Genomic DNA, 24,570 nt, shown 5'->3' with positions numbered 1-24,570 from the left:
TATATTTTGCAACACTAAGCTATCAGGCAAATTTTCTCTTAACAATCGCCAGCAGCGCAGTTACTGCCTCGCCATTTACATCCCATGCATATTTGGAAGCATACCGGTGCCAGATCAGGTTTTCAGCCTCTTCAAAGCTTTTAACTGCATCGAGCTCGTAAATCGCTTTATCGAAATGCTCGCTGTTTTTATTGAAAAGCTGGTTTACAAACATAAATCTTTGCCCCAGCGGAATAGCACTGGCAATGCTCTCGACACGGAAAGGAACGCTTCCGTAGGATTTATCTTCCTTGGGTTGCGGGATATCTACCTTAAAGCGGTTGTTCAATGAATCTTTTTCCACTGTCTGTGACTTCGCAACGATATCTCCCAAAACAACAGAAACAGGCTCGGCACGTGGCGGGCCTGGTCTGGCACCTGCCGGTTCCAGTTCGCTGAATGCTGAATCAAAGAAGGATTTGGGCTCCTGCTTGGTACTGACAGGTTTACTAACCTCCTGAATACGCAGCTCATTGATGTTAATCGGGAATATATCTGAAAACAGCTGCAGATGTTCATCGGTGTCGTCCAGCAGATCTCCGTTGTCTTTCAATTCGTACAACCAGCTCACAGCCTGTGTTTGGTACACCGAATCGGAGCCGCTATCTGTAAGTCTTCCTAACATCGCTTCTGCAATACCGCGGTGAATGTGCGTGTATTTGAGCATTTGCTCAGCCTTTTCGTGTGTAAATTCGGCGTCAGCAGTTGAGCGGATTTTACCCTCAAAATAATCGGCAGGTGCAAGCAACAGCCGCAATGCATCTTTTACAGATTCGGAAAGCAGCGGTTCGAGATCCACCCGTTTTACCGCGATATGCTGGGAAGCGGTGTTCATAAAATCTTCCAGCGCTCGTTTTACATCTTCGTGGGCAAAATCAAAGTACGGGCTGCGAAAAGATTCTGCATTGCTTTTCCATGCTTCAAACAACCGGTTGAGAATTCCGAGATTGATCTGCCTTACCGGAGTGAGCTTCAATAAACCTGCCCCATTGATTACATCCTGAGCCCTGTAAACATCATTCAGAACTGTTGTAGTAAACCGGGCGGCATATTGGTTGAGTGCATTTGAATTCAAATTATCCGGCATAACGAATATGAGCTTTTGATAACGATCGTGTTTAAAAAAAATATGTTTGCTTTGTAAATATAATCAAAATTGACTCTTAAAAAGGTCAATCCGACACCAAAGATGTTTGTAGAACCGTCCCCTAAAAGAGCAGATCAACACCCCAAAACGGGCTGGATCGAGGTAATCTGCGGCTCGATGTTCTCCGGGAAAACGGAAGAGTTGATCCGGAGACTGAACAGAGCAAAAATAGCGCGCCAGCGCGTACAGATTTTCAAACCAGCACTGGATAAACGTTACCACGAAGAGAACATTGTTTCGCATAATGATAATTCGATCCGCTCTATTCCGGTCCAGTTCTCCATTGAAATAATGGATCTGGCGCAGAATTGTGAGGTTGTCGGGCTCGATGAGGCGCAATTCTTCGATGAGGCCATTGTGCAGGTTTGCAACGATCTCGCTGACTCCGGCAAAAGGGTAATTGTGGCCGGCCTGGATATGGATTATATGGGAAAACCATTTGGTTGTATGCCGCAACTGATGGCGACTGCGGAATATGTCACCAAAGTGCACGCAATTTGTATGGTATGCGGCGAGGTTGCATCCCATTCTTACCGCCTCACTGCCTCGGATGCGCGGGTGCTGCTGGGCGAAACCGATCACTACGAAGCACGTTGCAGAAGGTGTTTCAATCTCGGCGAGCACGCCTATTAGCTTTTTCCCGAAAGGCGCATGAAAACTAAAAAGCTGCTGACTGCTTCGCTCCTACTCAATTTCATCTTAATCACATTGATTACAGCCTTTGCAATTATTTACAGGGATAAAATCCTGCAAAGGTTTGTAAGTATCAAAGGAAACCCGACCATTGTCATGTATGGTAACTCGCTTACTGCACAGGGGAAATGGGTGGAATTGCTTGGCCGGACCGATGTAATGAACAATGGACTTCCGGGACTTTGTACTTACCATTTCCTGCAATTGATAGAGTCGCACGTTATAGACCTGAAACCTGAGATCTGTTTTTTGGAAGGTGGAATTAATGATATTACCGTCGGCGTTTCGCAGGAGAAAATACAGGCTAATTTCCAGTCGCTCCTTGAAATCATGATCAGGAACAACATCAAACCTGTTGTTACACTTACGCCTTTCGAGCAGAACGATCCGGTAAGCAGGGCCGAAGTAATTGCATTGAACCGCTTCCTGGTTGATTATTGTCAAAAACACAGCATTACCTACATTGACCTCAATGCGCGGATTTCAGATCCTACCGGTTTGCGGCCCGAGTTTGCAGTGGATAAAACACATTTGAACGAACGGGCGTATCAGATTTGGGGAGAGGAGATCAGTCGGGTATTGAGAGAAAGCAAACTTTAATACAATAAAAAAGGCTGCCCGAAATCCGGACAGCCTTCATCTAATATTATTATCGTAACTAGGCACTCACCTGGTTCATTACTTCCGTTTGCTTGCGGATAGATTCCATGTGTACCAGCTTGAACAATTCATCCACCAAATTAGGATAAAGGTTCATGCTCTTGCCCCAGCCTGCACGCGTTTCCAATACTTCACGGAAACGGTCCACCTGGTAAGCAGCTACGTTATTATCACGTTTGTATTCTGCCAGTTTTTCAACAAGCGCCATACGCTGTGCCAAAGTTTCCAGCATTTCACGATCCAAATGATCGATTTTGCCGCGGATAATTTCCAATTGTGATGCATAATCGCTGCCGTAAGATTCTTTACGAACATGCAGATCGTGCAACATCTGACCCAGAGCCGCAGGAGTTAACTGCTGAGATGCATCAGACCAAGCCTTATCCGGATCGCGGTGTGACTCGATGATCAGACCATCGTAATGCAGGTCAAGCGCACGTTGTGCCAATTCATACAAGTAGGCACGTTTTCCTGCCATGTGGCTAGGGTCACCGATTACCGGCAGCTCAGGGAAAATCGTTTTCAGCTCGATCGCAATGTTCCACATTGGTGAATTACGGAACTTGGTCTCCTGCGCATTGGAGAAACCTCTGTGGATTGCACCAAGTTTCTTCACTCCTGCCTGATTCAAACGCTCAAGAGCACCTACCCAAAGTTGCAGGTCCGGGTTAACCGGGTTCTTAACAAGTACAGGTACATCGATACCCTTCAATGCGTCGGCTAATTCCTGAACATTAAACGGGTTTACAGTAGTACGAGCGCCTATCCAAAGGATATCAACGCCATATTTCAATGCAAGTTCGATATGCTGCGGAGTAGCAACTTCGACAGCAACAGGCAAACCTGTTTCTTTTTTCACCGCCTGTAACCAGGGCAATGCTGCCTCTCCCATTCCTTCAAAGCTGCCAGGGCGGGTTCTGGGTTTCCAGATCCCCGCACGGATCACATGTGCAAAGCCTTCCTCTTTAATCTGGCTTGCGGTTTCTAACATTTGGTCTTCAGTCTCTGCACTGCAAGGCCCTGCGATTACCAAAGGTTTTCCCTCGGTATTGATCCAACTGCTCAGCGGAAGGATATCTAAAGAAGCATTCATATTCAAAAACTTGTCCTTAGTAAAATAGATAATTGCAATATTTTGACCCGGTAGTTCATGCGTATTTCCGGGATTGACGTACATTTGATGCCATAAAAGTCAAATAACTTCTTAATGAACACAACTTTCTTAGTCTGATTTACTTATACATTCAGTAGAGAAAACGTGTACTTAAAATGGCAGATTCTTCACCAATAAACCAAATACCTGTATTTTTTGAAGATACTTCCGTCGCTTTTGCCTCCAAATCTGACGCTGAACTGCGGAAAACATACTGGTTATTTAGCCTCATGAATCAGGCTCGAGTGGTAAATTTAGGCACTTTTTTTATAAAGCTTGCACTAAAACTAAACTTACCTATAAAAAATCTCATCCGGGTTACCATTTTTGAACAATTCTGTGGAGGCGAGACAATTAACGATTGCGACCGCACTATAGCAATGCTCGGAAAATCGGGAATCGGCACTATCCTCGACTATTCTGTTGAAGGCGAAGACAAGGAATCCAGCTTCGATGCAACTGCTACCGAAATCCTCCGGACGATTGATAAAGCAGCAACCTCCCAAACTATTCCATTCTCCGTTTTTAAAATCACAGGAGTTGCCTCGGCAGAGCTTCTCGAAAAAATACAGCGCAAAGATCAGCTGACTGACGATGAGGAAGCCGCCTATGAGCGTGTAATTGCCCGCGTTGAAAGTCTATGTTCGCGCGCACATGAAAAGAATGTAAGGATCTTTGTTGATGCCGAAGAAAGCTGGATTCAGGGCGTGATAGATGATCTGACTTACCAGATGATGCAAAAATTCAATCGCGAGCGGACCATTGTCTACAATACTTACCAGCTTTATCGGCACGAAACGCTGGATGCCCTTAAAACAGCTTACCTTACTGCCAGACAAAAAGGCTACCTGCTCGGCGGGAAGCTTGTGCGGGGCGCGTATATGGAAAAGGAAAGGTTGCGTGCAAGGGAAAATGAATATTTCAATCCGATCCACGTTTCAAAACAAGCTACGGATACAGACTATAACCTGGCAATAGATTTTTGTTTGGAACATGTAGAGCATATCTCTATTTGCCTGGGTACCCACAATGAGTACAGTTCACAATACTGTGCTGCCAAAATGCAGAAACTCGGGATCGAGAGAAACGACAACAGGATCTGGTTTGCTCAGCTGCTTGGTATGAGTGACAATATTTCATACAACCTTTCGAATGCTGGCTATAACGTAGCCAAGTATGTTCCCTATGGCCCGATCAATGCAGTATTGCCCTATTTAATCCGCCGCGCGGAAGAAAATACCTCCATTGCGGGCCAGAGCAGCAGGGAGTTTTTGTTAGTAAAAAGTGAATTGAAAAGAAGAGGAATCAGTTCTTTATAACTAACTTATTACTTTCGCATTCCTGAAATTCCCAATTGTTTCAAAAAAAAGAATGAATCAATCCAAAAATCCAGCTCCGTATTTACTGTTCAGTTTGCTGCTCATCATTATCGACCAGGCCTCCAAACTGCTTGTACATAAATACATGGATCCCGGCTTTTCAGGTCAGATTGCGCTCATTGGTAACTGGCTAAAACTGCATTATGTACTAAACCCGGGAATGGCGTTTGGAATGCAGCTGGGCCACGAATACGGCAAGTTGTTCCTTACACTCTTCCGTCTTGTTGCTATGGTTGCGATTGGCGGGTATATGATCCACCTGGCCCGTGCAGGCGCTTCAAAAGGGTTACTCTGGGCATTGGCGATGATCCTGGCTGGTGCTGTGGGCAATGTGATCGACAGCACATTTTACGGTGTATTCCTCGAAAATGCGCCATACGGTTCGCCAACTCCCTGGTTTCACGGACAGGTAATCGATATGATCTTTGTTGATTTCTGGGAAGGATTTATTCCTGACTGGGTGCCTGTTTGGGGCGGACAATATTACTCTACACCTATTTTCAATATTGCAGACTCTTGTATCTTTATCGGTGTATGCAGCATTCTCATTTTCCAGGGCAGCTTCCATTCATCAGGTGCACAAGAGGAAGAACAGGAAGAGAAAATTGAGGACAACGGGTACACTTCTAATTACGAGGAAGCAACGCAATCACATCCTTTACCACCCACTCCTGCGGAGAACGCGGCTACGGATATTTCTACCACAGAAAATACAGAGCGAGAAGACGATATCAACAAAAAAGAGAGCATTTAGCTCTCTTTTTTACTTTCAGTTCTCGTCCTTCGTAAGAGGCACAAAATCTTTAAATGTCTTCTTCAAAGCGACGTCTGTTGCCTCTTTCTTATTTTCCCAATTGGCGTCCAATTCCAGTGCAACCAGCCCGCTCAGGTTCATCAGTGATTTAAATTCGTCCAGTTTACGGATAAAGTCCGGGTGCCTGCGTGCTGATTTCTGACCATACTCTCTTGCAAAAACGTCTCCTTTGTTTTGCAGCTCATTCTTCTTCTGCATTACGTAATTGAACCTGTCGAGCAAGCCATTTACCGATTTACCTATTACCTCCGTCGCTTCCAGGGTTCCCACAGTTGCCACAGTAGTTCCTCCGATTGTTGTAATATAACCTCTTGTATCCGGGTTAGTTTTTGCTATTACAGGCGCCAGACCAGTAGTAGCACCAAGAGATGCATTCAATAGTGACCGGCTGCGTTTTCCTTTTTTGGCGCGTGAATATGCCCTTTTAAGCTGCCCCTCCTTCTCCGTCATTTGTTCCAGCAAGCCCCATGCATTCACAAGCGCGCCGCGGTACAGGTTGTATACGTAATTATCACGAAGACTTTCGTCCACCGTATTCTTGATTACAAACCGTACACTCCGCTCCTTCTTATTCTGAGCTTTGTCCAACACATAGAATGTGATGTTAAAAGCCACTGTATCTAATGGGTCCTTTACAAAATCATAGCCCGGCTCCCAGATGAACTCGTAGCTGGTCGGCGTATTTTTAACCAAAGCCTCGGAGGGCACTTTCTTGTTTTCCGATATAAAATTGAATGCAGTAATATCTTCCTCACCGTTTGGATCGGATAAGGTAAACCGTAGGTTAATACGGTTGTTCTCTGCACTTCTTATAATGGAATTCTGAGGTATGATCGTAAAATCGGGTGCAAGGTCCATTTGGGTAACGTCCAGCTTAAGACGTCCCTTGGTGCGCGCCTTTGACGGCTGATCTTCTACATAGAAGTCCATGTACCTGGGTCCCTTCTTCAATATGGCGAACTGTGCGGTTGAAGGCTCCCAGGTAATTTCTCCTGCGGCAGTCAACTTCATTCCTTCCGGCATTTGTTCCAGGATCGGAACAAAGACGATCGGATCGGCATCCGGATCACGCACCGAGCCCATGTCGATCTTATAAACATTCTGGGTCTTATACTGTACGTAAAATGGCTGGAGTTCGTCGATTTGAGGTGGTCGGTTCACGTGGTTGACCTTGAACACAACTTCCCTGGAAACACTTTCTCCGGCTGTACTTTGGGCTTCAAACACGACAGGAAAAGACTTGGTAGTGTTAATCCTGTCCGCAATATCATAGCTGGGGATCCAAACGAAGTGGCCGAGCGAATCAAACTTCATTTCCTTGGCCAGCCCGCTGGTAATCGTATATCTCACAGAATCACTTTTGCCGCCTTTTGTCTGCAAATGGAAATTGATTTCTTTGCCTTCATACAAAACATTCCATTCCGATTCCGAGGGGAATACAATCTGGAGCGGACCGCCTGAAGTACTCTTCATATTATCCTGCCCCTGCGCCTTTGAAAACAGTAAAATAGCTGTCAGAAGTATCAGTATTTTATGAATATCTTTTATGAGCATAACGTCAAAAATATAATTTATTCTTTGCCTGGAAGAACACTGAGTCTAAACGCAAAACTAGCAAATCCCGTATAGAAAGCCCTGTGAAACCTTACAAAAATGAAATGCCCCGATTTCTAAGTACAGGTTTGTTTCCAGTTTGTACTTTTTAAATACGGGTGCAAAATGATGGATTATAATAAAAGCAGGCACATTGCCTGAAAATCCTGATGCGAGTGCACAAAAAACCGGAGAGCAGCCTTTTCAAAGACTGCTCTCCGGTTTTTAAAGTTCAATAACTATCCTATTATTTTTTCTTAGGAGTTGCCGCTGGTGTAGTAGCAGGCGCAGTTGTAGCTGGTTTGGCAGGCGTAGCGGCAGCAGGTGCGGCGTCAGCTTTGTCAGGATCTACTCCCAGTTTTCTCAGGATCAAAGGCGTTGCATTGTTCTCTTCGGTAGCTGTGAACAAGATGATAGGAGTTGATCCGGGACCTGCGTCCATGTTCAGGATGTAAAGAAATCCATTTTCTTTACCTACTTCCTGAATTGCATTGTTGATTTTAGTCAGGATCGGTTCCAGCAATTGTTGTTGCTTGGTTTGCAGAGAAGTTTGTGCATTGTTCTGCATTTCCTGAATACGTGTCTGCAGATTTTGCAATTCTTTCTCTTTGTCTGCACGAATCACGTCAGTCATGTTGGCTCCATTTTTCTGATAAGCCTCATACTTGTCCTGCGCCTCTTTATATGTTTCTCCAAGCGCTTTGTCAAGCTGCGCTTTGGTAACTTCAAGCTGGTTCTGCATTACTTTACTTTCTGGCAGTTTACCGAGGATATAATCAACATTGGTATAGCCTATTTTGGAAAGTCCGCTTGCAGGGGTTGTTTGAGCTAACAGAGGGGTGGTGATTAAGGTCATTACGACCAGAAAAGCCATCAATTTTTGTTTCATTGCTTGTTACTTATTTAAGTTTACTGGTTGTACTCTTTTGTTTCGGTGAGCTATTCGCAGGCTGATTGGCTGGTTGTTCAGGTTTATCGCTGCCTGTCGTTTTGTTCGCTTTCGGATCAATCCCTAATTCCTCCATTACGTAGTCGGAATAATCGTGCTTCGGATTGGTATAAAGCATTCCAACATCGCTGGATTTATCAAACATAAAGTCAAGACGACGCTGGCTGCAAACTTTGGTCACTGCACGCTGTACCTTTTCAAGTACAGGCTTCATGAGTTCTTTTTTCTTCTGGAACATTAATCCGTCCATTCCGAAAATCTTGCTGTTGTACTCGCCTGCTTCGAGTTCTTTTTCCTTGATCTCGTTTTGTCTCTTTCTTTTCAGCTCCTCAGTCAACAAAATCTCTTCGGCCATGTAGGCGCGCTGCATTCTGTCAATCTCGCCAAATTTGTCCTGAATTTCCTTAGCCCATTTTTCGGAGAACTTTTTCATCTCCGTCTGTGCAGCCTGATACTCGGGCATCTTACTTGTAATGAACTCCATGTCCGTGTACCCAATCTTTTGAGCATTAGCCACTGACGTGTATAGAATTGACAAAACTAGTAAAATAAAAAACTTCTTCATGCCAAGCTGCTAATAATTTGCAAACTTCTTAACGAAACTCCTGAGAGAATATTATCTGATTTGTTGGCCAATTGTAAAATGGAACTGAGGGCCGCTACGTGTTGAACTACCTTGTATTTTATCAAAGCCGTAACCCCAGTCAATACCTAGCAATCCGAATGCAGGCATAAAGATCCTGGCACCCACACCAGCCGAACGTTTCAGGTCAAACGGGTTGAACTCTTTGTAAGTACCCCAGTTGTTTCCACCTTCCGCAAAACCGAGAATGAAAATTGTCGCCTGAGGGTTAAGTGACACCGGATACCGAAGCTCCATGACGTATTTGTTATACACTACCCCACCGCCGGAAGCCGGACGGCCAGTATCTGAAATTGGTCCCACTTTCTGATCCTGGTAACCACGCAGACCAATGATATCCTGATCCGCAAGTGAGAATGTACCTTGTCCTGCCAAACCGGATCCCCCAACTATAAAGCGACCAAACGGGCTATAAACATTGGAACCGTCATAGTTACCCAGGAAACCCATGTGCGCGCGGGTGCTTAAAACCAGCTTGCCAACAATGGTCGCGTAATAGCTTGCATCGAACATCCATTTGTGGTATTCAACCCAGCGATAAGAATCGTTTTTGTCTGTAAACTCCTTTTTCCTGAATGCTGAATAAGGCGGTGTAGCAGTCGCACTCAGCGAGATATTGCTTCCACTTCTCGGGAATTGGAAATCACTTAATGTGTTTCTTGAAATGGTAGTGTTAAAAGAGATGTTATTTGAATTCCCCTTTGTATAACCATTTCCAAAAATATCCAGATCATCCAGACGGTATCTCTGGAATGAAAGCGCGTGTGTCATCACCAGGTTCCTGTCCGGTTCTTTCAAACGACGGCCTAATGAGACAGTAACCCCGTTGTTATAATATCCGCCACGGTAGTTAATAGTTCTCGAACCTCCGTTCAGACCGCCGATACCATACATTGAGTTCAGGTCGGTAAGGCGGTAAACTGTGCGCTGGAACGAAACTCCGAAGTTGATCGGCTTTTTACCTCCGAGCCACGGCTCACTGAACGACATAGAGTAAGTCTGGTATTGACGTCCGTTCGCCTGGAAGCGAAGCGAGAGTTTCTGACCGTCACCCGAAGGTAGCGGGCGCCAGGTTTCGCGGTTAGGAATGTTTTTGATAGAAAAGTTATTAAACACCAGACCCAGCGTTCCCACAAAACCTATGTATCCTCCCCAACCACCGGACAATTCAATCTGGTCAGAAGGTTTCTCTTCAACTGTATACTCGATATCCACAGTACCGTCCGACTGATTCGGTATTGGATTGATCTGAATCTTCTCCGGATCAAAATACCCCATCTGTGAAAGCTGACGCTGGGTATTGATAATTTCTGTTTTACTGAATTTCTGTCCAGGCAATGTAAACAGCTCGCGCAAAACCACGCGGTCACTTGTCTTCGTATTTCCGTTAAGCAAAATTCTGTTGATCGTCGCTTGCTTACCTTCGAACATACGCAATTCAACATCGATGGAATCACCATCTACTGCTTTTTCAGTGGGTTCAATGCGGAAATACAGGTAACCGTCGTCCATGTAAATGGAGCTTACGTCGCCGCCCGGGATACCATTGATTTTCTTGTCCAGTTCCTCAGGATTGTAAACATCACCTTTCTTCACACCCAAACGTTCGCTCAGGTATTTCGAGGTATATAAATAGTTACCCGACCAGGTAATATCACGATAATAGTACTTCGTGCCCTCATCGATTTTCAGATCGATGCTGATCGTTTCGTCACCATTTTTGATGGTATCAAACTCGATCGTGGCATCGCGGTAACCATTTTTGCGGTAATAGGCAATGAGCTTTTCCTTGTCTTCGTCGTATTTTTTAGGAATATATTTGGATGGATTGAAAAGCCTGCCAATGCGTTTTTGCTTGGTACCTTTCATTTTCCTTTTGAGAATCTTATCGCTTACTGCGGTATTTCCCTGGATATCGATTTTCTCGATTTTGACCTTTTTGCCTTTTGTGATCGTAAAGTTCAATGTGGCTTGGCCGCGTGTGGAATCAGGAATTTGCAACACCTTTACTTTAGTGTAATAAAATCCTTTGTCCATATAATATTTTTTGATAACAAGCTGTGTGTTCTTGATAACAGTTGGCGTAATAACACGCCCTTTTATCAGCTTAACCTTGTCATTCAATGTCTCTCTCTCCCCTTTCCGGATACCTGAAAACGAAACCTTGTAGAGTCTCGGGCGTTCTTTAATATGGATATTCAGCCAAACCTTGTCATCCTGAATTTTTGTATAAAGAATTTCCACATCGTCCAGCGTACCAAAATCCATCATCTTTTTAATGGAGGATGGGATAGCTGGTCCGGGAAGCCTGATCTTGTCGCCAGGTTTCAAACCTGAAATAGAAACCATTGAATTTGGATCCAGGAATTGAGTACCAGATACGGTAACCTCGGCAATGGTGTATTCTTTGGGATTAGCCGGATCCATTGCACTGTTCGCTGCCGGTGTAGCGGGGCGGCCGCTTGCACCGATACCTACGCGTTGTGCATTTACCGAAAAGCAGGAACAGATCAGCAATAATGCTGTCAGACCTTTCAGATGTGCTAGTGATTTATTCAAATTGGTAAGAAGGTTCATATTGTTCTACTTAGCACTATTCGCTTTTATTTGTTCGCCTGTTTTTCCAAATCGCCTTTCCCTGTTCTGATAGGAAAGTACCGCCTCATATAAATGCTCCCGACGGAAATCAGGCCAAAAAAGATCTTCATAAAAATACAACTCGGAATATGCGAGCTGCCATAAAAGGAAGTTACTGATACGATGGTCGCCTCCGGTACGCAGCATCAGGTCAACTTCCGGACGGGCTCCCGTGGCAAGCCTTGCGGAAAGCATTTCTTCATTGATTTCACCTGGCGTCAAACTGCCGTTTTGAACATCTTCCGCCAGTTTTTTTGCAGCCTGGGTAATATCCCATTTGCCGCTATAACCCAATGCAAGTATCAGATTTAAACCGGTATTTGCCTGTGTGGCTTCAATGGCTTCCGCAAGCTGTCGCTGGCAACTTCCCGGCAAACTTTTTGTATCCCCGATTGTGTCTAGCCGAACATTGTTTTTGAGCATAGTTGGCAGCTCGTTCCTGATTGACTGGACAAGCAACTCCATCAATGCTCTGACCTCAAACTCGGGACGCGCCCAGTTTTCAGTAGAAAATGCATAGAGAGTAAGGTATGAAACACCTATTTCCGCACAACCTTCTGTCACTTCTCGTACCGCCTTTATCGCATTGCGGTGGCCAAAAACCCGGGCTGCACCCTGGTTTTGAGCCCACCTTCCGTTACCGTCCATGATAACGGCGATGTGCTTCGGCAGATTGCCCGCATCAATGAGCTCCTTCATTACTCCTGACTCCCTTTAACCTTTTTTAACAAAACAATTGAACAATACTAAAAGGATCTTATCAATTCCGGACAAAATCTAATCTCCTCGGCTGTTCGGGAATCACTTATATACCGACCTGTACGCTGAGCAAGTTAATTATGTGCCGAAATCCAGAAAAAATTTGTATTTCAAATTACAAGAAACACAACAAACCTACTGACGAACAGGAGATTATCTTCCTAAAATTCTAATGGAATTGTAAACAGGGGCGCAATTTAGGAATAAGTATTGCCTCTACAAAATCAATCGTTCACAAGGAGTTAAGCTAACCGAGCCGGTTAATTATCAAGAAGATGACGTATAGCGTCGTTGTAAGTACTGCCGCTTGTAACCTGTGAGGATTTGCGGTCGCGCATGTTCATCACATACTTTCCATTGAAATGCTTCTGGATTTCCTTGATGTGGTGGGTATTAACAATGGCGGCGCGGCTGACGCGCAGATAATGTTTCGGTAATTTTTCTTCCAGTGAAGTGAGTGTGTAATTCAGAAGATACTTCTGTCCGTCGAGTGTATTCAGGAAAACATATTTTTCCTCGGCCTCAAAATGCGTGATATCTGTAAGCGGTACCAGCAGGATCCGGTCACCGGATTTGACCGATAAGGAGAAGATTTCCTTTTTAGGCTTCATTTCTTCAAGCAAGCGGAGCAGGTTTTCAGAGTAGGGATTTGCGGCTCCTGCGTCGGCGGCTTTTGTGATATTGCGGATCTTATCGATCGTTTTAAGTAAACGCTCATTCTCAACCGGCTTCAACAGATAATCAACTGAATTCTCCTCGAACGCACGGATCGCGTATTGATCATAGGCTGTTGAAAAAACCACCAGCGGCATTTTTGACAGTTTGGAAAGCATTTCAAACCCATTCAAAAGGGGCATTTCAATGTCCAGAAAAATTACGTCAGGTTCGTGTTTGTTGATTTCGATCAAACCTTCCGCACCGTTTTTTGCTTCTGCTACGATTTGGAAATTGTCCTGGTGCTTTTCCAGCAACCGTTTCAGCCGGCTTAGCGCGAGCGGTTCATCGTCTATCAATATGGTTTTAAGAGGGAATCGCATGTTTGAAGTTTTGAAATTATCCGATTGCTGATCTTTGAATGCCGATATTCACCGTCTTTACGGGTTCGTTGTGGAGCTCGATCCTGGCAAGATCACCGTAGAGCAGTTTAAGTTTATCTTGAATACTTTTTATCCCGTAACCGGCCCCCATTGTTTCCGGAAATGCGGGCCCGTTATCATGTACACAGAGATGCAGCCAGTTATTCTCCTCATAAATCTTCACAACAATGTTCCCGGCTTCGGCCATCCTTGATACCCCATGTTTGATCGCATTTTCAACAATAGGCTGTAAGATAAACTTGGGAATTAGCAGCTGGCTTAATCCTGTCTCCTGTACTTCCACACTGAACTGCAGCCTGCTGCCAAACCGTACCTTTTCAATCTGCAGGTAAGTTTCCACCATTTCAAGTTCATTTTCAATGGTGTCAAAATAATCACTTGTTTTTCGGCCGGTCGTGTACCGGAAGAGTTTTGACAGCAAGAGCGTCATTTCTTCGGCTTTATCGGGGTCTTCATGCACCAGACTCGCAATGCTATTGAGGGAATTATATAAGAAATGAGGATTGATCCGCGCCTGCAATGCATCGAGTTCAGCCCGGGTTTTGAGTTTTTCAAGATTCAGAAGCTGGTATTCCTGATCAGATATCTTCCGTGAAAGCTGCTGGCCAGCCCTTCTTATATAATAAAAAGCGTTGGCCACTGAAATCGGGCCCCACATATACCAGTACAAAGGTGCATTCTGCGCTGCTTCATCGGGATAGCGGTTACCGTAGGCAATGAAAATCTCAGTTCCGAAGTAGTTAAAGAAAATAAGCCCGAAAAGGATGTTGGAAACAGCTACGACAACCGTAAGAATCAGATGTTTCAGCCACAGCCTCCTTATGAAAACATCCATCAACTGCGTCAAACCTTGTGTAAGCAGGATTGTTACGATGCCGGAAAGCACTCCATTCAAGACCAGGTATTGATATAATGTTACCCTGACAGGCTCCTCTTCGTAGAAAATTGCAGCAGAAAAAAAGAGGATTGCATTCATTCCGTACAGGAACAATGCACCCAGGATAATGGCGACGGCAGTACCTACCCAACCCTGATTTTGAAGCATGCCAATCAGGTTGAGATCCTGCCAGCGGAAAGAACGCTCGTTGGAAGTATAGCTAAAATTAGCGCCTTCCACCTTCGCATCTGTCAGGTCCACATTCAGGAGACTGCTGAAACTCAGGTCTGCATTGGTAAGATCTGAGTTACGGAAAGTAGTCTGATCCAGTGCGGAGAAGCGCATTTTGGCATTGCGCAGGTTAGCTCCGTCGAAGTTGGTACCTTTTAAACTGGAAAAGCTGAAATCCGCATTTTCCAGGTTCATGTTACTAAAATCCCGTCCATCCAGAGAGGAGGCTTGCATTTGGAGCGGTTTCACTTTACGATCATCCATTTCGACGCGAAAAAGCAAAAGTGAGAATAGGGACTGGCAATAAAGAAAAAAGCTTCATGGCTAATAGATTGCGTTGTAATTGACACAAATCTATTTTCCATGAAGCTTTCTCTCTAAAACTTTCCGACGAACTACCACCTCAGCAGTATGAATTCCACGGACGGGGGAATGGAAACTATAGTTCTTCCAGCATGATGTTTTTCCAGCGTACCTTGATACCGCCTCCATCATGGATCTGCAATGCGATTGATCCGTCGCCGGCACCGATTTTCGCATCCTCAAAATTCACCATTTCGTTTCCATTCAGCCAGGTTTGCACTTTATCTCCATTGGCACGAATGCGAAGCGTATTCCATTCGCCCATTTTCAGAAAACCTTCTTTCTCCTCGGGAATCTGCACAAGCCAGTTACGACCGTATGATTCATAGATTCCACCTGTATCGTGATTTGGCGGAGCAACTTCTACCTGCCAGCCTGATACCTTTGTTCCGGTCACTGTTGAGCGAAAGAAAACGCCGCTGTTACCGTTAGCCTCTTGTTTGAATTGCAGCGACAGGTCAAAATTCTTGTAAAACTTGTCGGTAGTCAGGTAACCATATTGCTTATCCGGTCCGCTTTCGCAAACAAGCTCGCCCTTTTCAACGTACCACTTCTCGGTACCATTTATTTTCCAGCCTGTTAGATCCTTACCATTGAAAAGTTTGACAGGTTTTTTAACAAACTCTCCGCCAGTTTCTGTAGACACTAAGAATGCTGAGTTAACAAACAAAATGGCACAGCAAATGAGAAGTAATTGTCTTGTTTTTAACATATTGATCTTGGGATTAGGATTAAAAAATTTGTGAGTGAAATACTGTTAAAATACATTTTCCATTAGTTTTACGGAAAATAACTATTTGGAAAGCTATGAAAAAAAACCGTTTTGTAGGGCGTTGGGCGACATTTTTTTTGATTGCAATATCAATTTCCGCAACTTTTCTCTCGTGTAAAGAAGATAGCAAAGACCTGGTAAAACCGAAAACCATCACGGACGTGATTCTTGAAAATGAGCAGTTCAGTATACTGAGAGACCTCATGATTCGCGCGGGAATGAGCGATGCGCTGAGAACAGAAAACCTGACCGTTTTTGCACCTGATAACAATGCATTTGGCAAGGCTAATATTAGTGCAAGTCTAATTACTCAGCTTCCGAAAGATTCTGCCAAGCTTTTCCTTCAGACTCATATTTTAAAAAATAAGACTGCATTATCTGACCTGAAAGTGGGCGAACAGCTTACCTTAAACAGGGTAAAGGTGAATATCGCCAGGGTTGACAGCATTGTTTCGATCAACAAAGCCGACGTAGTGATCCCGAATGTGAATGCAGACAATGGTGTGATCCACGTGATAGATAGCGTTGTAGTTAGAAAGTTTTTGTAAAAAATTTCATAAAAAAGCCGCCGCTACAAATGTAGCGGCGGCTTTTTTATGGTCTAACCAATATCAGAACTGTTCGGTATATGCAAAAAAGAAGCTGCCTTCAATCTGCGCATTCTCATCCGAGTCTGACCCGTGGATCGCATTGGCTTCCATTGATTTTGCATACAATTTCCGGATAGTACCTTCCTCTGCATTCGCCGGATTGGTTGCCCCGATCAATGTGCGGAAATCTGCAACTGCATTTTCCTTTTCCAGGATCATCGGAATGATCGTGCCGGAAGACATGTACTTGCAAAGATCATTATAAAACGGGCGCTCCTTGTGAACAGCGTAGAACTCGCCAGCGCGCTCTGAGGTAAGCTTTGTTTTTTTCAAGGCTACAATACGAAATCCCGCCTCCTCAATCATTTTGATAATTGATCCCGAGTGACCGTCTTGTACGGCATCCGGCTTGATCATTGTGAAAGTTCTGTTTGTTGGCATACGAAAGCTTAATTGATTTTGGTGCAAAACTACTATTTTTCATTGTATATCCTTGATAGTTCGGGAAGTATGCATTTAAACGCGCAAGAGCAGGCTGATACTTAGGCTTTCGGGATGAAGATTGAGCAAATCCCAACAGTTTTGTTAATTTTGTGGGCTTATTACGCTCTCAAAACTCCTTTTTTGAAATAAATAACTGTGAATCAAACCGTTAAAGAGTTAAGCTCTTTTTTATCCCTTCCCCAAAAAATCATCATAACGATGCACCGCGACCCGGACGCTGACGCGCTGGGATCTTCGCTTGGGTGGGCTAGTTATTTATCCAAAAAAGGACACGAAGTAACTGTTATCAGCCCTACCGAATATGCGGCCAACCTGCGCTGGATGGTTAATCCCGATCTGGTGCTCGTTTACGAAAAAGCCTCTGAGCAAGCTAAATGCAGAAAAAAAATCCAGGAAGCTACATTGATTTGCTGCCTTGACTTTTCTGTATTATCCCGTTTAAAAGATCTCGGAAAGGTAGTTCAGGAAGCGCCTGCTCCCAAAATGATGATAGACCACCATCTGGAACCCGAGTATTTTGCCAAATGGATGATCTGGGATACCAATGCAGCAGCAACGGCGCAGCTTGTATATCAATTGGTTAAAGAGCTGGAAGATTACGCGCCGGCAACGGAGATTTTTGATGTTCCAATGGCTGAGTACCTCTATGCCGGTATCATGACCGACACAGGCTCTTTCAGGCATGCAAACGTGACTGCGGATGTGCACCTCGCTGTTGCAGATTTAATGCGGACAGGATTTGATTCCAGCCGCGTTCACCGGCTTATCTACGATAACGCTCCCCTTTCCCGCCTCCAGTTTCTGGGATATGTACTTTCGCAAAAGCTTGTGGTGTTGCCCAAATACAGAACTGCTTATATGGTACTCACAGAGGCTGAGCTGCAAAGGTTCAATTCGAGTACCGGCGAAACAGAGGGTATCGTTAACTATGGACTGCAGGTCGAAAACGTGGTGATGTCTGCTATGTTCATTGAACGTAAAGGAGAGATCAAGATTTCTTTCAGGTCAGTCGGTACGTTTTCGGTAAGAGATCTTGCAAGTACACATTTCAATGGCGGCGGCCATAAGAATGCGAGTGGAGGAAGATCGGAACAATCAGTAAATGAAACCGTTGACTACTTCTTAAGTATCCTCCCAACATACGAACAGGCGCTTTTGAGCGTTGACTAAGCTTAAAATTGATCTATCAAAATTCACCCAAATATTCCAAATTAAAACAATCAAATGAATCTTAAAACAATCAGTTATGCGATGGGCATAACGATCCTTGCGGCCTCTTGTAATCAGTATAAGACGCAGGTTACGGAGAACGGGCTTAAATATCAGATCTTCGAACACGAAGATGATGCCAGAAAAGCAAAGCTTGGAGATATTATGTCTTTCCATCTGGTTCTAAAAAACGGTAGCGATTCCACACTTCGCGACACTTATAAAGAAGGTAATCCAGTTAAAATGGTACTTCAGGCGCCTCCGTTCAAAGGAAGCTTTGAAGAAGGACTTGCTATGCTGGCAACTGGTGACAGTGCGAAATTCATGATCAATGCAGATACTTTGTTTGCTAAAATGATGCAGCCAATGCCGCCGATGATCAAAAAAGGTTCTGAGATCAGCTTTACAGTAAAGGTTTTGAGCGTTTTAACATCAGAAGAATTCCAGAAGCAGCAATCGGAAGCAGGTGTTAAGCAGAAAGCAGTTGACGCGAAGGTGATCGATGCTTTTCTTGCGAAAAACAATCTGCAGGGAAAAGCGCGCAAAACGGCTTCGGGATTGGTATATGTTCCTCAGGTTGAAGGCTCAGGCGCAAGTCCGGTCGCAGGCGATAATGTAAAAGTGAATTACACAGGCAAATTCCTTGACGGTAAGGAGTTTGACAGCTCTAAAAACCAGGGCAAACCATTGGATTTGCAAGTTGGTCAGGGAATGGTGATCCCGGGCTGGGAAGAAGGCATTATGCTCATGAAAAAAGGCGAAAAAGGCTTGTTGATCATTCCTTCCGGTCTGGCATACGGACCAGAAGCTTATGGACCAATCCCAGGCAACTCGGTACTTCAGTTTGAAATGGAACTGATTGATTTCTCCAAAGGAACCGGTGCACCAGCTGCTCCGCCGGTTGCACCGCCTACACGCTAACAGAAAAAGACAAATCAAACGGCCGCTTCACAAGAGTGGCCGTTTTTTTATGTAAAATGCGCAGCTATTATCAACATCAATACTATGAAACTTTGCTTTGCAACCAACAATGTCAATAAGCTTATTGAGGTCCAGGCTTTACTGGGAAATCATTTTGAATTGGTCACACTAGCCGAAATAGGCTGCGAAGCTGACATTCCCGAGCCTTACGAAACCATAGCTGAAAATTCGCGTGGTAAAGCTGAATATGTGTATCAGAACTTCAATGTCAACTGCTTCGCCGACGATACTGGTCTTGAAGTTACCGCATTGAATGGCGAACCGGGTGTAAGATCCGCCCGCTATGCAGGCCCGCAGCGGGAGCCAGCTGATAACATTGCTTTACTACTGCAGAATCTTGCTCCATTTGCAAACAAGCAGGCGCGGTTTTTAACTGTAATTACACTGGTGATCGACGGCGTTTACCATCAGTTTGAAGGTACAGTGGAAGGCACCATAATTCCGGATAAAAGAGGAAGTAACGGCTTCGGTTATGACCCGATCTTTGTTCCGGATGGTTATGATAGAACCTTTGCTGAAATGACGCTGGCGGAGAAGTCGAAGCTAAGTCACCGTGCACGTGCTTTCACGAAGCTGGTGGACTTTCTTCAATCCATTTAAGATAGTATCAACTGTAAAATCTGTGTTATGCAAGATTTTGATCCGGCGGACTACCGTGTAGACGGCTCCAAGAAATTTGACATTGAGAAGGCAAAAACGAAGGTTAAGGACTTTTACGAGGATAAGGAACATTACGAAGTTTTGCAAGCTGAGGCTGCCCAGGAACTAGATGAACTGCAAAGTATGATGTATGCGCATAATCGCTACGGATTGCTGGTGATTTTTCAGGCAATGGATGCGGCAGGTAAAGATGGTACGATCAAGCATGTGATTTCAGGTGTCAATCCGGTTGGGATTAAGATACACTCTTTCAAGCGGCCGACGGAAACTGAGCTAAGCCACGATTTCCTCTGGCGCACAAGCCAGGTGCTGCCGCAAAGAGGCACAATCACGATTTTCAACAGAAGCTACTATGAAGAAGTGCTTGTAGTGAAAGTAGAACCAGAGATCCTGACCAAGTCACAGAGGCTGCCCAAGGAATTGACAGAGGATCTTGACAAGCTCTTCAAACACCGTTATTCGGATATTTCAAATCTTGAAAAGTATCTATACCGGAATGGGATTCGGGTCGTCAAGATTTTCCTGAATGTATCAAAAGAGGAACAGGCAGAGCGGCTGATTGAACGCATCGAGGATCCTTCGAAGAACTGGAAGTTTGACGAGCAGGATATTAAAGTGCGTGCGCAATGGGATGAATACATGAAAGCTTACGAAGATTGCATTAATGCTACTGCTTCAAAGAAAGCGCCCTGGTACATTATCCCCGCAGACGACAAGCGGAACATGCGGCTCGCAGTGGGGAAAATTATCGTGGAGGAGTTGAAGAGAATGGATATGTCTTATCCTGAATCAGACCCCTCGCAAACCGAAGTGTTAAAGCAATATATTGATGTGATTAAGGCGCAAAATCATGAGTGACAAAAAAAGGCAGCCGATGTAAATCGGCCGCCTTTCATAGCTATGCATGGTGTGAAGTTATGTCTTACTTGATGGTGAAGTCTCCGCCACCAATCTTGTATCCCTCTGCATACAATTCTACATTGTATTTTCCAGGACGGAACTGAGAGGTATTATCATATAGCAATTCAACTTTCTGGTTGTTGTTTTGGAACGCTACTGATTCACGTGCTGTGAATTTAGATGGCGCGCCATTCACTTCAAATTCTCCTGAACCAGTTGCATCGTCAGCGATTACTGCGCCTTCAGGATCAAGAACTCTCACGTAAATGTCTTTTGGCTCCTGAGCAGTAAGCTCGTTTTCTGGCAGGTTGAAAACCAGTTTCAGTTTGTCAACTCTCTTCGCTTTGTACTCATCTTTATCTTTTACCTTACCTCTTGAATTAACGGTCAGGATTTTAAGATTCTGAGCTCTCAAAGCAGCAGCTTTACTTACTTTCTCGCTTAGCTCTTTATTAGCAGCTGTGAAAGTAGTTACCGAGTCAGTCAATTCCGTCTGGCGTTGAACCAGTCTTTCTCTTTCGCTTGTCAAGGTACCAACGTGAGTACTCAGGGAATCGTTTGAAGCTACCAGATGCTCGTTTTCAGCTTTAAGCTGCGCAATCATTTCATCTTTTTCGGTCAGGAATCTTTCATACTCCTTGATCTTTCCAAGATACTTGTTAGTCTCAACTCTTCTGCTTTTGCTGAAAGCCAACTTATCCGCTTCCAACTTCTCTTTCATTTTGGTAAGTTCTGTAACATCTCCACCTAGCCTTTCGATTTCAGCAATCTTTGAATCCAGAACGGTGGAAATAGAGTCCAGTTTAGTTTTGGTTACAGCCAGTTCTCTTGCTTTCTCAACTACCATTGATTCCTGTTGAGTCAACTCTTGTTTTTGAGTTGTAAACAAGTAGCCAAACATGGCCGTCGCTAGTCCCAGGACAACTACCATTGCCCAAGCTATGCTTTGCTTATTTTTCTGTTCTTGTTGCATTGAGTTTTAAGTTTATTTTATGATTTAGTTTACATGTTGACGGATTAGTCCGGGTCTACATGGTTTCGATAGATAAGCAACCAATTTTGTGCCCTCTTTCCTGAAACACCATTGAGCCGGCTATATACGCTGAATCACCTTCCACGAATAATACCAGTAAAAAAGCCTCAAATTCTACATCTGAGGCCAATTTTCAACAACTAAAATTTTGAGAGGAAATATTTGTTAAATGGCCGTTAGCGCGCATTCGTTGTAAGGAAATTGGGTAATCTTTACCCAATTTATGGTGTAAGAGTACAGGAAAAGGAAATTAAAAAACCCGCTATAATCCTATTTTGGCCGATATTTCGAACCGCTTCGGTTCCATGAAGATCAGTTTCTGATACCCTTTTACGGAATAAGCAGAAATCTGCAATAGATTGTCCTTCTTTTGGCAAGTAAACTCAATCTGCTTTTCAGATTCGTAAATACGATTGCGAGACAGCAGCGTGGCCATTACTTTGGTGGGAGATTTAACTGTAGTATCAGTAACGATTTTCAGGTAGCGGACCGGCAGATCATTGTTCTCTTTAAGTCTGTACTCGTAAGTAGACGAATCCTTCCTCGTCACATCATAACTCTGGGCATAGGAGGGTTTATTGATATCAGCCTGAATGAACAACTCAAGTTCCTTTTTCCAGTCAATAGCATTTGATTTAACGGTTTCAAGTTCCCCGTCAAGCTTCGCTGACTTCGCTACAAAAAGCTTCTTTTCATTCAGATAAACGATCTGATTTTCTACAAATCCTTTCAGATCAAAATACCTTTTCACCTCATTTTCATCGGCACGCTGCTGATCGCAGGAAGCCAGCATTGCGGTCAAAAGAAATGCAACAAAATATACAACAGGAGTTTTAATAAAGGAATTTGCGTGGTTGGTCTGCTGAGGCATTTGTAAGAAATCAGAGTGGAATTTTAAAAGAACAGAGAGCCTTGTGGGCTCTCTGTGGTTAACATCTTTTACAACTGTTAAGTTTTAGAGCAAACTGGTTCCAGTCATTTCCTCCGGCTTAGCAATTCCCATCAGATCCAGGATAGTCGGGGCAATATCTGCCAACTTTCCATTCTTGATAGGAGCTTTGTATTCGTTATCGACCAGAATGCATGGTACCAGGTTCAATGAATGCGCGGTGTTGGGTGATCCGTCATCGTTCATCATATAATCAGAATTTCCATGATCAGCTATGATAATCGAAGAGTAACCATGGTTTAAACCTGTCGTAACAACCGCCTGTACGCATTGGTCAACCGTTTCGCAAGCTTTTACAGCCGCTTCGAAAACGCCGGTGTGCCCCACCATATCCGGATTGGCGAAGTTAAGGCAGACAAAATCAACCTCTTCTTTTTCCAACTCAGGTACGATTGAATCTCTGATACCAAATGCGGACATTTCTGGCTGTAAGTCGTAAGTAGCCACTTTGGGCGAAGCGCAAAGTAAGCGACTCTCTCCTTCAAAAGGCTTTTCCCTACCTCCGGAGAAAAAGAAGGTAACGTGCGGGTATTTTTCAGTTTCAGCGATCCTGATCTGCTTTTTACCTGCTGATTCGAGCACTTCTCCCAGCGTATTATTGAGATTATCTTTATCGAAAATGACATCAACTCCTTTATAAGTCTCGTCATAATTCGTCATTGTAACATATTTCAGATTAAGCTTGTGCATGTTCTGCTCATGGAAGTCCTGCTGGGTAAGAACCTCCGTTATCTCACGTCCGCGATCTGTGCGGAAGTTGAAGCACAAAACCACATCTCCGTCGCTGATCACGGTGATAGGAATTCCCGCTGCATCTGTCGCAATGATAGGCGTGATGAATTCATCGGTCACACCTTCCTCATAGGAAGCTTGTACTGCCTGCAAAACGTCTGTTTCCGGAACATGCTTTCCTTCTCCATGTACCATGGCATCGTAGGCCAGCTTTACACGTTCCCAGCGTTTGTCTCGGTCCATTGCATAATAGCGACCGGTAATGCTGGCAAGTCGACCAGTAGTCATCGCCATTGCTTCTTTAAGCTCCGTTAAAAAGCCTAAACCGCTTTTTGGATCACAATCGCGGCCGTCTGTAAAAGCGTGAACGAAAACGTTTTCAAGCTGGCGGTCAGCAGCTATTTTGCAAAGCCCTTTTAAATGGTCAATGTGCGAGTGGACACCTCCGTCGGATACCAGACCAATGAAATGTACTTTTTTATTGTTGACCTTGGCGTAATCGAAAGCTTCGGTCAAAGCTTTTTCGTGGGCTAATGTACCTTCCGATACGGCAAGGTTGATCTTAACCAAATCCTGGTAAACAACACGGCCTGCTCCAAGATTGGTATGCCCTACTTCCGAGTTACCCATTTGACCATCAGGCAACCCAACTGCCAAACCACTGGCTTCCAATCTGCTGTTTGAATAGTTTTGCAGGATACTGTCGTAAAAAGGAGTGTCGGCAGCTATAACAGCTGAACGGTTTTCCTCACCAATCTTGGCGACTCCCCAACCGTCCATAATGATAAGAATGACTTTTCTGCTCAATTTGGTGGAATGTTAAAATGTTATTTAGCGAGCCACTGGGGTTATTCTTCGCTCTTACTTTCAATAGGTTGATTATTCTCGTCTACGATCACGTAAACCTCCTCGCCTGGTTTCCTCATCAGAAACTTTTCCCTGGCCCATTTCTCAACCATTTGCGGATTCCCAAAAACCTCATTCCGCTCTTTCTTTACCTGAGAAATTTTTTCAAGTAGTTTGGACTTTTCTACTTCCAGCTCTTTCATTTTCATCCGGTTAGAAAAAACCACCCGAATGTTATTGTTGTCCAAAAACAAAATCCAGAACAACCATGCAACCAAAGTAGCTACATAGAAGTTTTTCAATGTTTTAAATGACCAGAATGAATTGCTTTTCATAGGAATACCCAAAAATGAAAACCGG

Annotated in this window: 24 protein-coding genes; 9 read left to right on the top strand and 15 right to left on the bottom strand. The window is 44.2% G+C overall.

All coding sequences use genetic code 11. From position 1 onward, the window contains the following. Positions 1-22: 22 nt before the first annotated feature. Positions 23-1,126, bottom strand: coding sequence for a hypothetical protein (locus AC1XTG_RS06320; RefSeq protein WP_484841376.1), 1,104 nt, complete (start codon positions 1,124-1,126; stop codon positions 23-25). 102 nt (positions 1,127-1,228) lie between these two features. Here AC1XTG_RS06320 and AC1XTG_RS06315 point away from each other — a divergent pair, with 102 nt between their 5' ends. Together AC1XTG_RS06315 and AC1XTG_RS06310 are read left to right on the top strand one after the other, a co-directional pair. Beyond that, entirely contained in the window at positions 1,229-1,819 is a 591-nt protein-coding gene (locus tag AC1XTG_RS06315) for a thymidine kinase (protein WP_056280150.1), read from the top strand. An 18-nt stretch (positions 1,820-1,837) separates the two neighbouring features. Then, a complete protein-coding gene (locus tag AC1XTG_RS06310; RefSeq protein WP_484841375.1) occupies positions 1,838-2,479 on the top strand; it encodes an SGNH/GDSL hydrolase family protein in 642 nt (213 codons plus the stop codon). 58 nt (positions 2,480-2,537) lie between these two features. Here the strand turns inward: AC1XTG_RS06310 and AC1XTG_RS06305 are convergent, their stop codons facing one another. After that, positions 2,538-3,632, bottom strand: coding sequence for a chorismate mutase (locus tag AC1XTG_RS06305; protein ID WP_056283190.1), 1,095 nt, complete (start codon positions 3,630-3,632; stop codon positions 2,538-2,540). 176 nt (positions 3,633-3,808) lie between these two features. Between AC1XTG_RS06305 and AC1XTG_RS06300 the strand changes: the two genes are divergently transcribed. Both AC1XTG_RS06300 and AC1XTG_RS06295 read left to right on the top strand, forming a co-directional pair. Continuing rightward, positions 3,809-5,011, top strand: a complete 1,203-nt coding sequence (locus AC1XTG_RS06300) for a proline dehydrogenase family protein (RefSeq protein ID WP_056280144.1) — start codon at positions 3,809-3,811, stop codon at positions 5,009-5,011. A gap of 52 nt (positions 5,012-5,063) precedes the next feature. Next, the gene (locus AC1XTG_RS06295) at positions 5,064-5,825 is read left to right on the top strand and encodes a lipoprotein signal peptidase (RefSeq protein WP_484841374.1); all 762 of its coding nucleotides are present in this window, start codon (positions 5,064-5,066) and stop codon (positions 5,823-5,825) included. Positions 5,826-5,840: 15 nt separating this feature from the next. On the opposite strand, the gene AC1XTG_RS06290 is transcribed toward AC1XTG_RS06295, so the two are convergent. The 8 genes from AC1XTG_RS06290 to AC1XTG_RS06255 all read right to left on the bottom strand — a co-directional run bounded on the left by AC1XTG_RS06290 (position 5,841) and on the right by AC1XTG_RS06255 (position 15,746). Then, positions 5,841-7,439, bottom strand: a complete 1,599-nt coding sequence (locus AC1XTG_RS06290; protein WP_056280139.1) for a hypothetical protein — start codon at positions 7,437-7,439, stop codon at positions 5,841-5,843. A 286-nt stretch (positions 7,440-7,725) separates the two neighbouring features. Beyond that, positions 7,726-8,367: an OmpH/Skp family outer membrane protein gene (locus tag AC1XTG_RS06285; RefSeq protein WP_056280137.1), complete on the bottom strand. Its 642-nt coding sequence runs from the start codon at positions 8,365-8,367 to the stop codon at positions 7,726-7,728. A gap of 10 nt (positions 8,368-8,377) precedes the next feature. Then, positions 8,378-8,992: an OmpH/Skp family outer membrane protein gene (locus tag AC1XTG_RS06280; protein WP_056280133.1), complete on the bottom strand. Its 615-nt coding sequence runs from the start codon at positions 8,990-8,992 to the stop codon at positions 8,378-8,380. Positions 8,993-9,043: 51 nt separating this feature from the next. Next, complete coding sequence (bamA, locus tag AC1XTG_RS06275) at positions 9,044-11,647, bottom strand: outer membrane protein assembly factor BamA (protein WP_484841373.1); 2,604 nt, start codon at positions 11,645-11,647, stop codon at positions 9,044-9,046. A 6-nt stretch (positions 11,648-11,653) separates the two neighbouring features. Next, entirely contained in the window at positions 11,654-12,406 is a 753-nt protein-coding gene (uppS, locus tag AC1XTG_RS06270) for an undecaprenyl pyrophosphate synthase (RefSeq protein WP_056280125.1), read from the bottom strand. Positions 12,407-12,726: 320 nt separating this feature from the next. Continuing rightward, positions 12,727-13,503: a LytR/AlgR family response regulator transcription factor gene (locus tag AC1XTG_RS06265; RefSeq protein WP_056280122.1), complete on the bottom strand. Its 777-nt coding sequence runs from the start codon at positions 13,501-13,503 to the stop codon at positions 12,727-12,729. Between the two features lie 16 nt (positions 13,504-13,519). Continuing rightward, positions 13,520-14,905: a histidine kinase gene (locus AC1XTG_RS06260; RefSeq protein ID WP_484841372.1), complete on the bottom strand. Its 1,386-nt coding sequence runs from the start codon at positions 14,903-14,905 to the stop codon at positions 13,520-13,522. Positions 14,906-15,110: 205 nt separating this feature from the next. Then, positions 15,111-15,746 (bottom strand): 3-keto-disaccharide hydrolase, encoded by a 636-nt coding sequence (locus AC1XTG_RS06255; protein ID WP_056280116.1) that lies wholly within the window; start codon positions 15,744-15,746, stop codon positions 15,111-15,113. 95 nt (positions 15,747-15,841) lie between these two features. Here AC1XTG_RS06255 and AC1XTG_RS06250 point away from each other — a divergent pair, with 95 nt between their 5' ends. Further along, complete coding sequence (locus tag AC1XTG_RS06250) at positions 15,842-16,354, top strand: fasciclin domain-containing protein (RefSeq protein WP_484841371.1); 513 nt, start codon at positions 15,842-15,844, stop codon at positions 16,352-16,354. A gap of 63 nt (positions 16,355-16,417) precedes the next feature. Here AC1XTG_RS06250 and AC1XTG_RS06245 read toward each other — a convergent pair whose 3' ends face one another. Then, positions 16,418-16,837 carry a nucleoside-diphosphate kinase gene (locus tag AC1XTG_RS06245; RefSeq protein WP_484841370.1) on the bottom strand — a complete coding sequence of 140 codons (420 nt, stop codon included), beginning with the start codon at positions 16,835-16,837 and terminating at the stop codon, positions 16,418-16,420. A 198-nt stretch (positions 16,838-17,035) separates the two neighbouring features. Here AC1XTG_RS06245 and AC1XTG_RS06240 point away from each other — a divergent pair, with 198 nt between their 5' ends. The 4 genes from AC1XTG_RS06240 to AC1XTG_RS06225 all read left to right on the top strand — a co-directional run bounded on the left by AC1XTG_RS06240 (position 17,036) and on the right by AC1XTG_RS06225 (position 20,608). Further along, positions 17,036-18,070, top strand: coding sequence for a DHH family phosphoesterase (locus tag AC1XTG_RS06240; RefSeq protein WP_484841369.1), 1,035 nt, complete (start codon positions 17,036-17,038; stop codon positions 18,068-18,070). Between the two features lie 54 nt (positions 18,071-18,124). Further along, positions 18,125-19,030, top strand: coding sequence for an FKBP-type peptidyl-prolyl cis-trans isomerase (locus AC1XTG_RS06235; protein ID WP_056280102.1), 906 nt, complete (start codon positions 18,125-18,127; stop codon positions 19,028-19,030). 84 nt (positions 19,031-19,114) lie between these two features. Beyond that, entirely contained in the window at positions 19,115-19,690 is a 576-nt protein-coding gene (gene rdgB, locus AC1XTG_RS06230; RefSeq protein ID WP_056280099.1) for an RdgB/HAM1 family non-canonical purine NTP pyrophosphatase, read from the top strand. 27 nt (positions 19,691-19,717) lie between these two features. Continuing rightward, a complete protein-coding gene (locus tag AC1XTG_RS06225) occupies positions 19,718-20,608 on the top strand; it encodes a polyphosphate kinase 2 family protein (protein WP_484841368.1) in 891 nt (296 codons plus the stop codon). Between the two features lie 64 nt (positions 20,609-20,672). Here AC1XTG_RS06225 and AC1XTG_RS06220 read toward each other — a convergent pair whose 3' ends face one another. The 4 genes from AC1XTG_RS06220 to AC1XTG_RS06205 all read right to left on the bottom strand — a co-directional run bounded on the left by AC1XTG_RS06220 (position 20,673) and on the right by AC1XTG_RS06205 (position 24,545). After that, positions 20,673-21,623 (bottom strand): synaptonemal complex protein 1, encoded by a 951-nt coding sequence (locus tag AC1XTG_RS06220; protein WP_056280092.1) that lies wholly within the window; start codon positions 21,621-21,623, stop codon positions 20,673-20,675. 322 nt (positions 21,624-21,945) lie between these two features. Next, complete coding sequence (locus tag AC1XTG_RS06215; protein WP_484841367.1) at positions 21,946-22,554, bottom strand: hypothetical protein; 609 nt, start codon at positions 22,552-22,554, stop codon at positions 21,946-21,948. An 84-nt stretch (positions 22,555-22,638) separates the two neighbouring features. After that, positions 22,639-24,171, bottom strand: a complete 1,533-nt coding sequence (gene gpmI, locus AC1XTG_RS06210; protein ID WP_484841366.1) for a 2,3-bisphosphoglycerate-independent phosphoglycerate mutase — start codon at positions 24,169-24,171, stop codon at positions 22,639-22,641. 41 nt (positions 24,172-24,212) lie between these two features. Next, the gene (locus tag AC1XTG_RS06205) at positions 24,213-24,545 is read right to left on the bottom strand and encodes an FtsB family cell division protein (protein ID WP_056280086.1); all 333 of its coding nucleotides are present in this window, start codon (positions 24,543-24,545) and stop codon (positions 24,213-24,215) included. Positions 24,546-24,570: the final 25 nt, after the last annotated feature.

This window comes from Dyadobacter sp. HNCC25DJ183 (assembly GCF_056895175.1).
Note: the sequence above shows the minus strand (reverse complement) of the source record. Positions and strands in the feature narration are given on the sequence as shown.

Coding starts and splice junctions, on each gene's coding strand:
- AC1XTG_RS06320 (WP_484841376.1), bottom strand. CDS start 1,126: ATGCCGGATAATTTGAATTCAAATGCACTCAACCAATATGCCGCCCGG.
- AC1XTG_RS06315 (WP_056280150.1), top strand. CDS start 1,229: ATGTTTGTAGAACCGTCCCCTAAAAGAGCAGATCAACACCCCAAAACG.
- AC1XTG_RS06310 (WP_484841375.1), top strand. CDS start 1,838: ATGAAAACTAAAAAGCTGCTGACTGCTTCGCTCCTACTCAATTTCATC.
- AC1XTG_RS06305 (WP_056283190.1), bottom strand. CDS start 3,632: ATGAATGCTTCTTTAGATATCCTTCCGCTGAGCAGTTGGATCAATACC.
- AC1XTG_RS06300 (WP_056280144.1), top strand. CDS start 3,809: ATGGCAGATTCTTCACCAATAAACCAAATACCTGTATTTTTTGAAGAT.
- AC1XTG_RS06295 (WP_484841374.1), top strand. CDS start 5,064: ATGAATCAATCCAAAAATCCAGCTCCGTATTTACTGTTCAGTTTGCTG.
- AC1XTG_RS06290 (WP_056280139.1), bottom strand. CDS start 7,439: ATGCTCATAAAAGATATTCATAAAATACTGATACTTCTGACAGCTATT.
- AC1XTG_RS06285 (WP_056280137.1), bottom strand. CDS start 8,367: ATGAAACAAAAATTGATGGCTTTTCTGGTCGTAATGACCTTAATCACC.
- AC1XTG_RS06280 (WP_056280133.1), bottom strand. CDS start 8,992: ATGAAGAAGTTTTTTATTTTACTAGTTTTGTCAATTCTATACACGTCA.
- bamA (WP_484841373.1), bottom strand. CDS start 11,647: ATGAACCTTCTTACCAATTTGAATAAATCACTAGCACATCTGAAAGGT.
- uppS (WP_056280125.1), bottom strand. CDS start 12,406: ATGAAGGAGCTCATTGATGCGGGCAATCTGCCGAAGCACATCGCCGTT.
- AC1XTG_RS06265 (WP_056280122.1), bottom strand. CDS start 13,503: ATGCGATTCCCTCTTAAAACCATATTGATAGACGATGAACCGCTCGCG.
- AC1XTG_RS06260 (WP_484841372.1), bottom strand. CDS start 14,905: ATGCAAGCCTCCTCTCTGGATGGACGGGATTTTAGTAACATGAACCTG.
- AC1XTG_RS06255 (WP_056280116.1), bottom strand. CDS start 15,746: ATGTTAAAAACAAGACAATTACTTCTCATTTGCTGTGCCATTTTGTTT.
- AC1XTG_RS06250 (WP_484841371.1), top strand. CDS start 15,842: ATGAAAAAAAACCGTTTTGTAGGGCGTTGGGCGACATTTTTTTTGATT.
- AC1XTG_RS06245 (WP_484841370.1), bottom strand. CDS start 16,837: ATGCCAACAAACAGAACTTTCACAATGATCAAGCCGGATGCCGTACAA.
- AC1XTG_RS06235 (WP_056280102.1), top strand. CDS start 18,125: ATGAATCTTAAAACAATCAGTTATGCGATGGGCATAACGATCCTTGCG.
- rdgB (WP_056280099.1), top strand. CDS start 19,115: ATGAAACTTTGCTTTGCAACCAACAATGTCAATAAGCTTATTGAGGTC.
- AC1XTG_RS06225 (WP_484841368.1), top strand. CDS start 19,718: ATGCAAGATTTTGATCCGGCGGACTACCGTGTAGACGGCTCCAAGAAA.
- AC1XTG_RS06220 (WP_056280092.1), bottom strand. CDS start 21,623: ATGCAACAAGAACAGAAAAATAAGCAAAGCATAGCTTGGGCAATGGTA.
- AC1XTG_RS06215 (WP_484841367.1), bottom strand. CDS start 22,554: ATGCCTCAGCAGACCAACCACGCAAATTCCTTTATTAAAACTCCTGTT.
- AC1XTG_RS06205 (WP_056280086.1), bottom strand. CDS start 24,545: ATGAAAAGCAATTCATTCTGGTCATTTAAAACATTGAAAAACTTCTAT.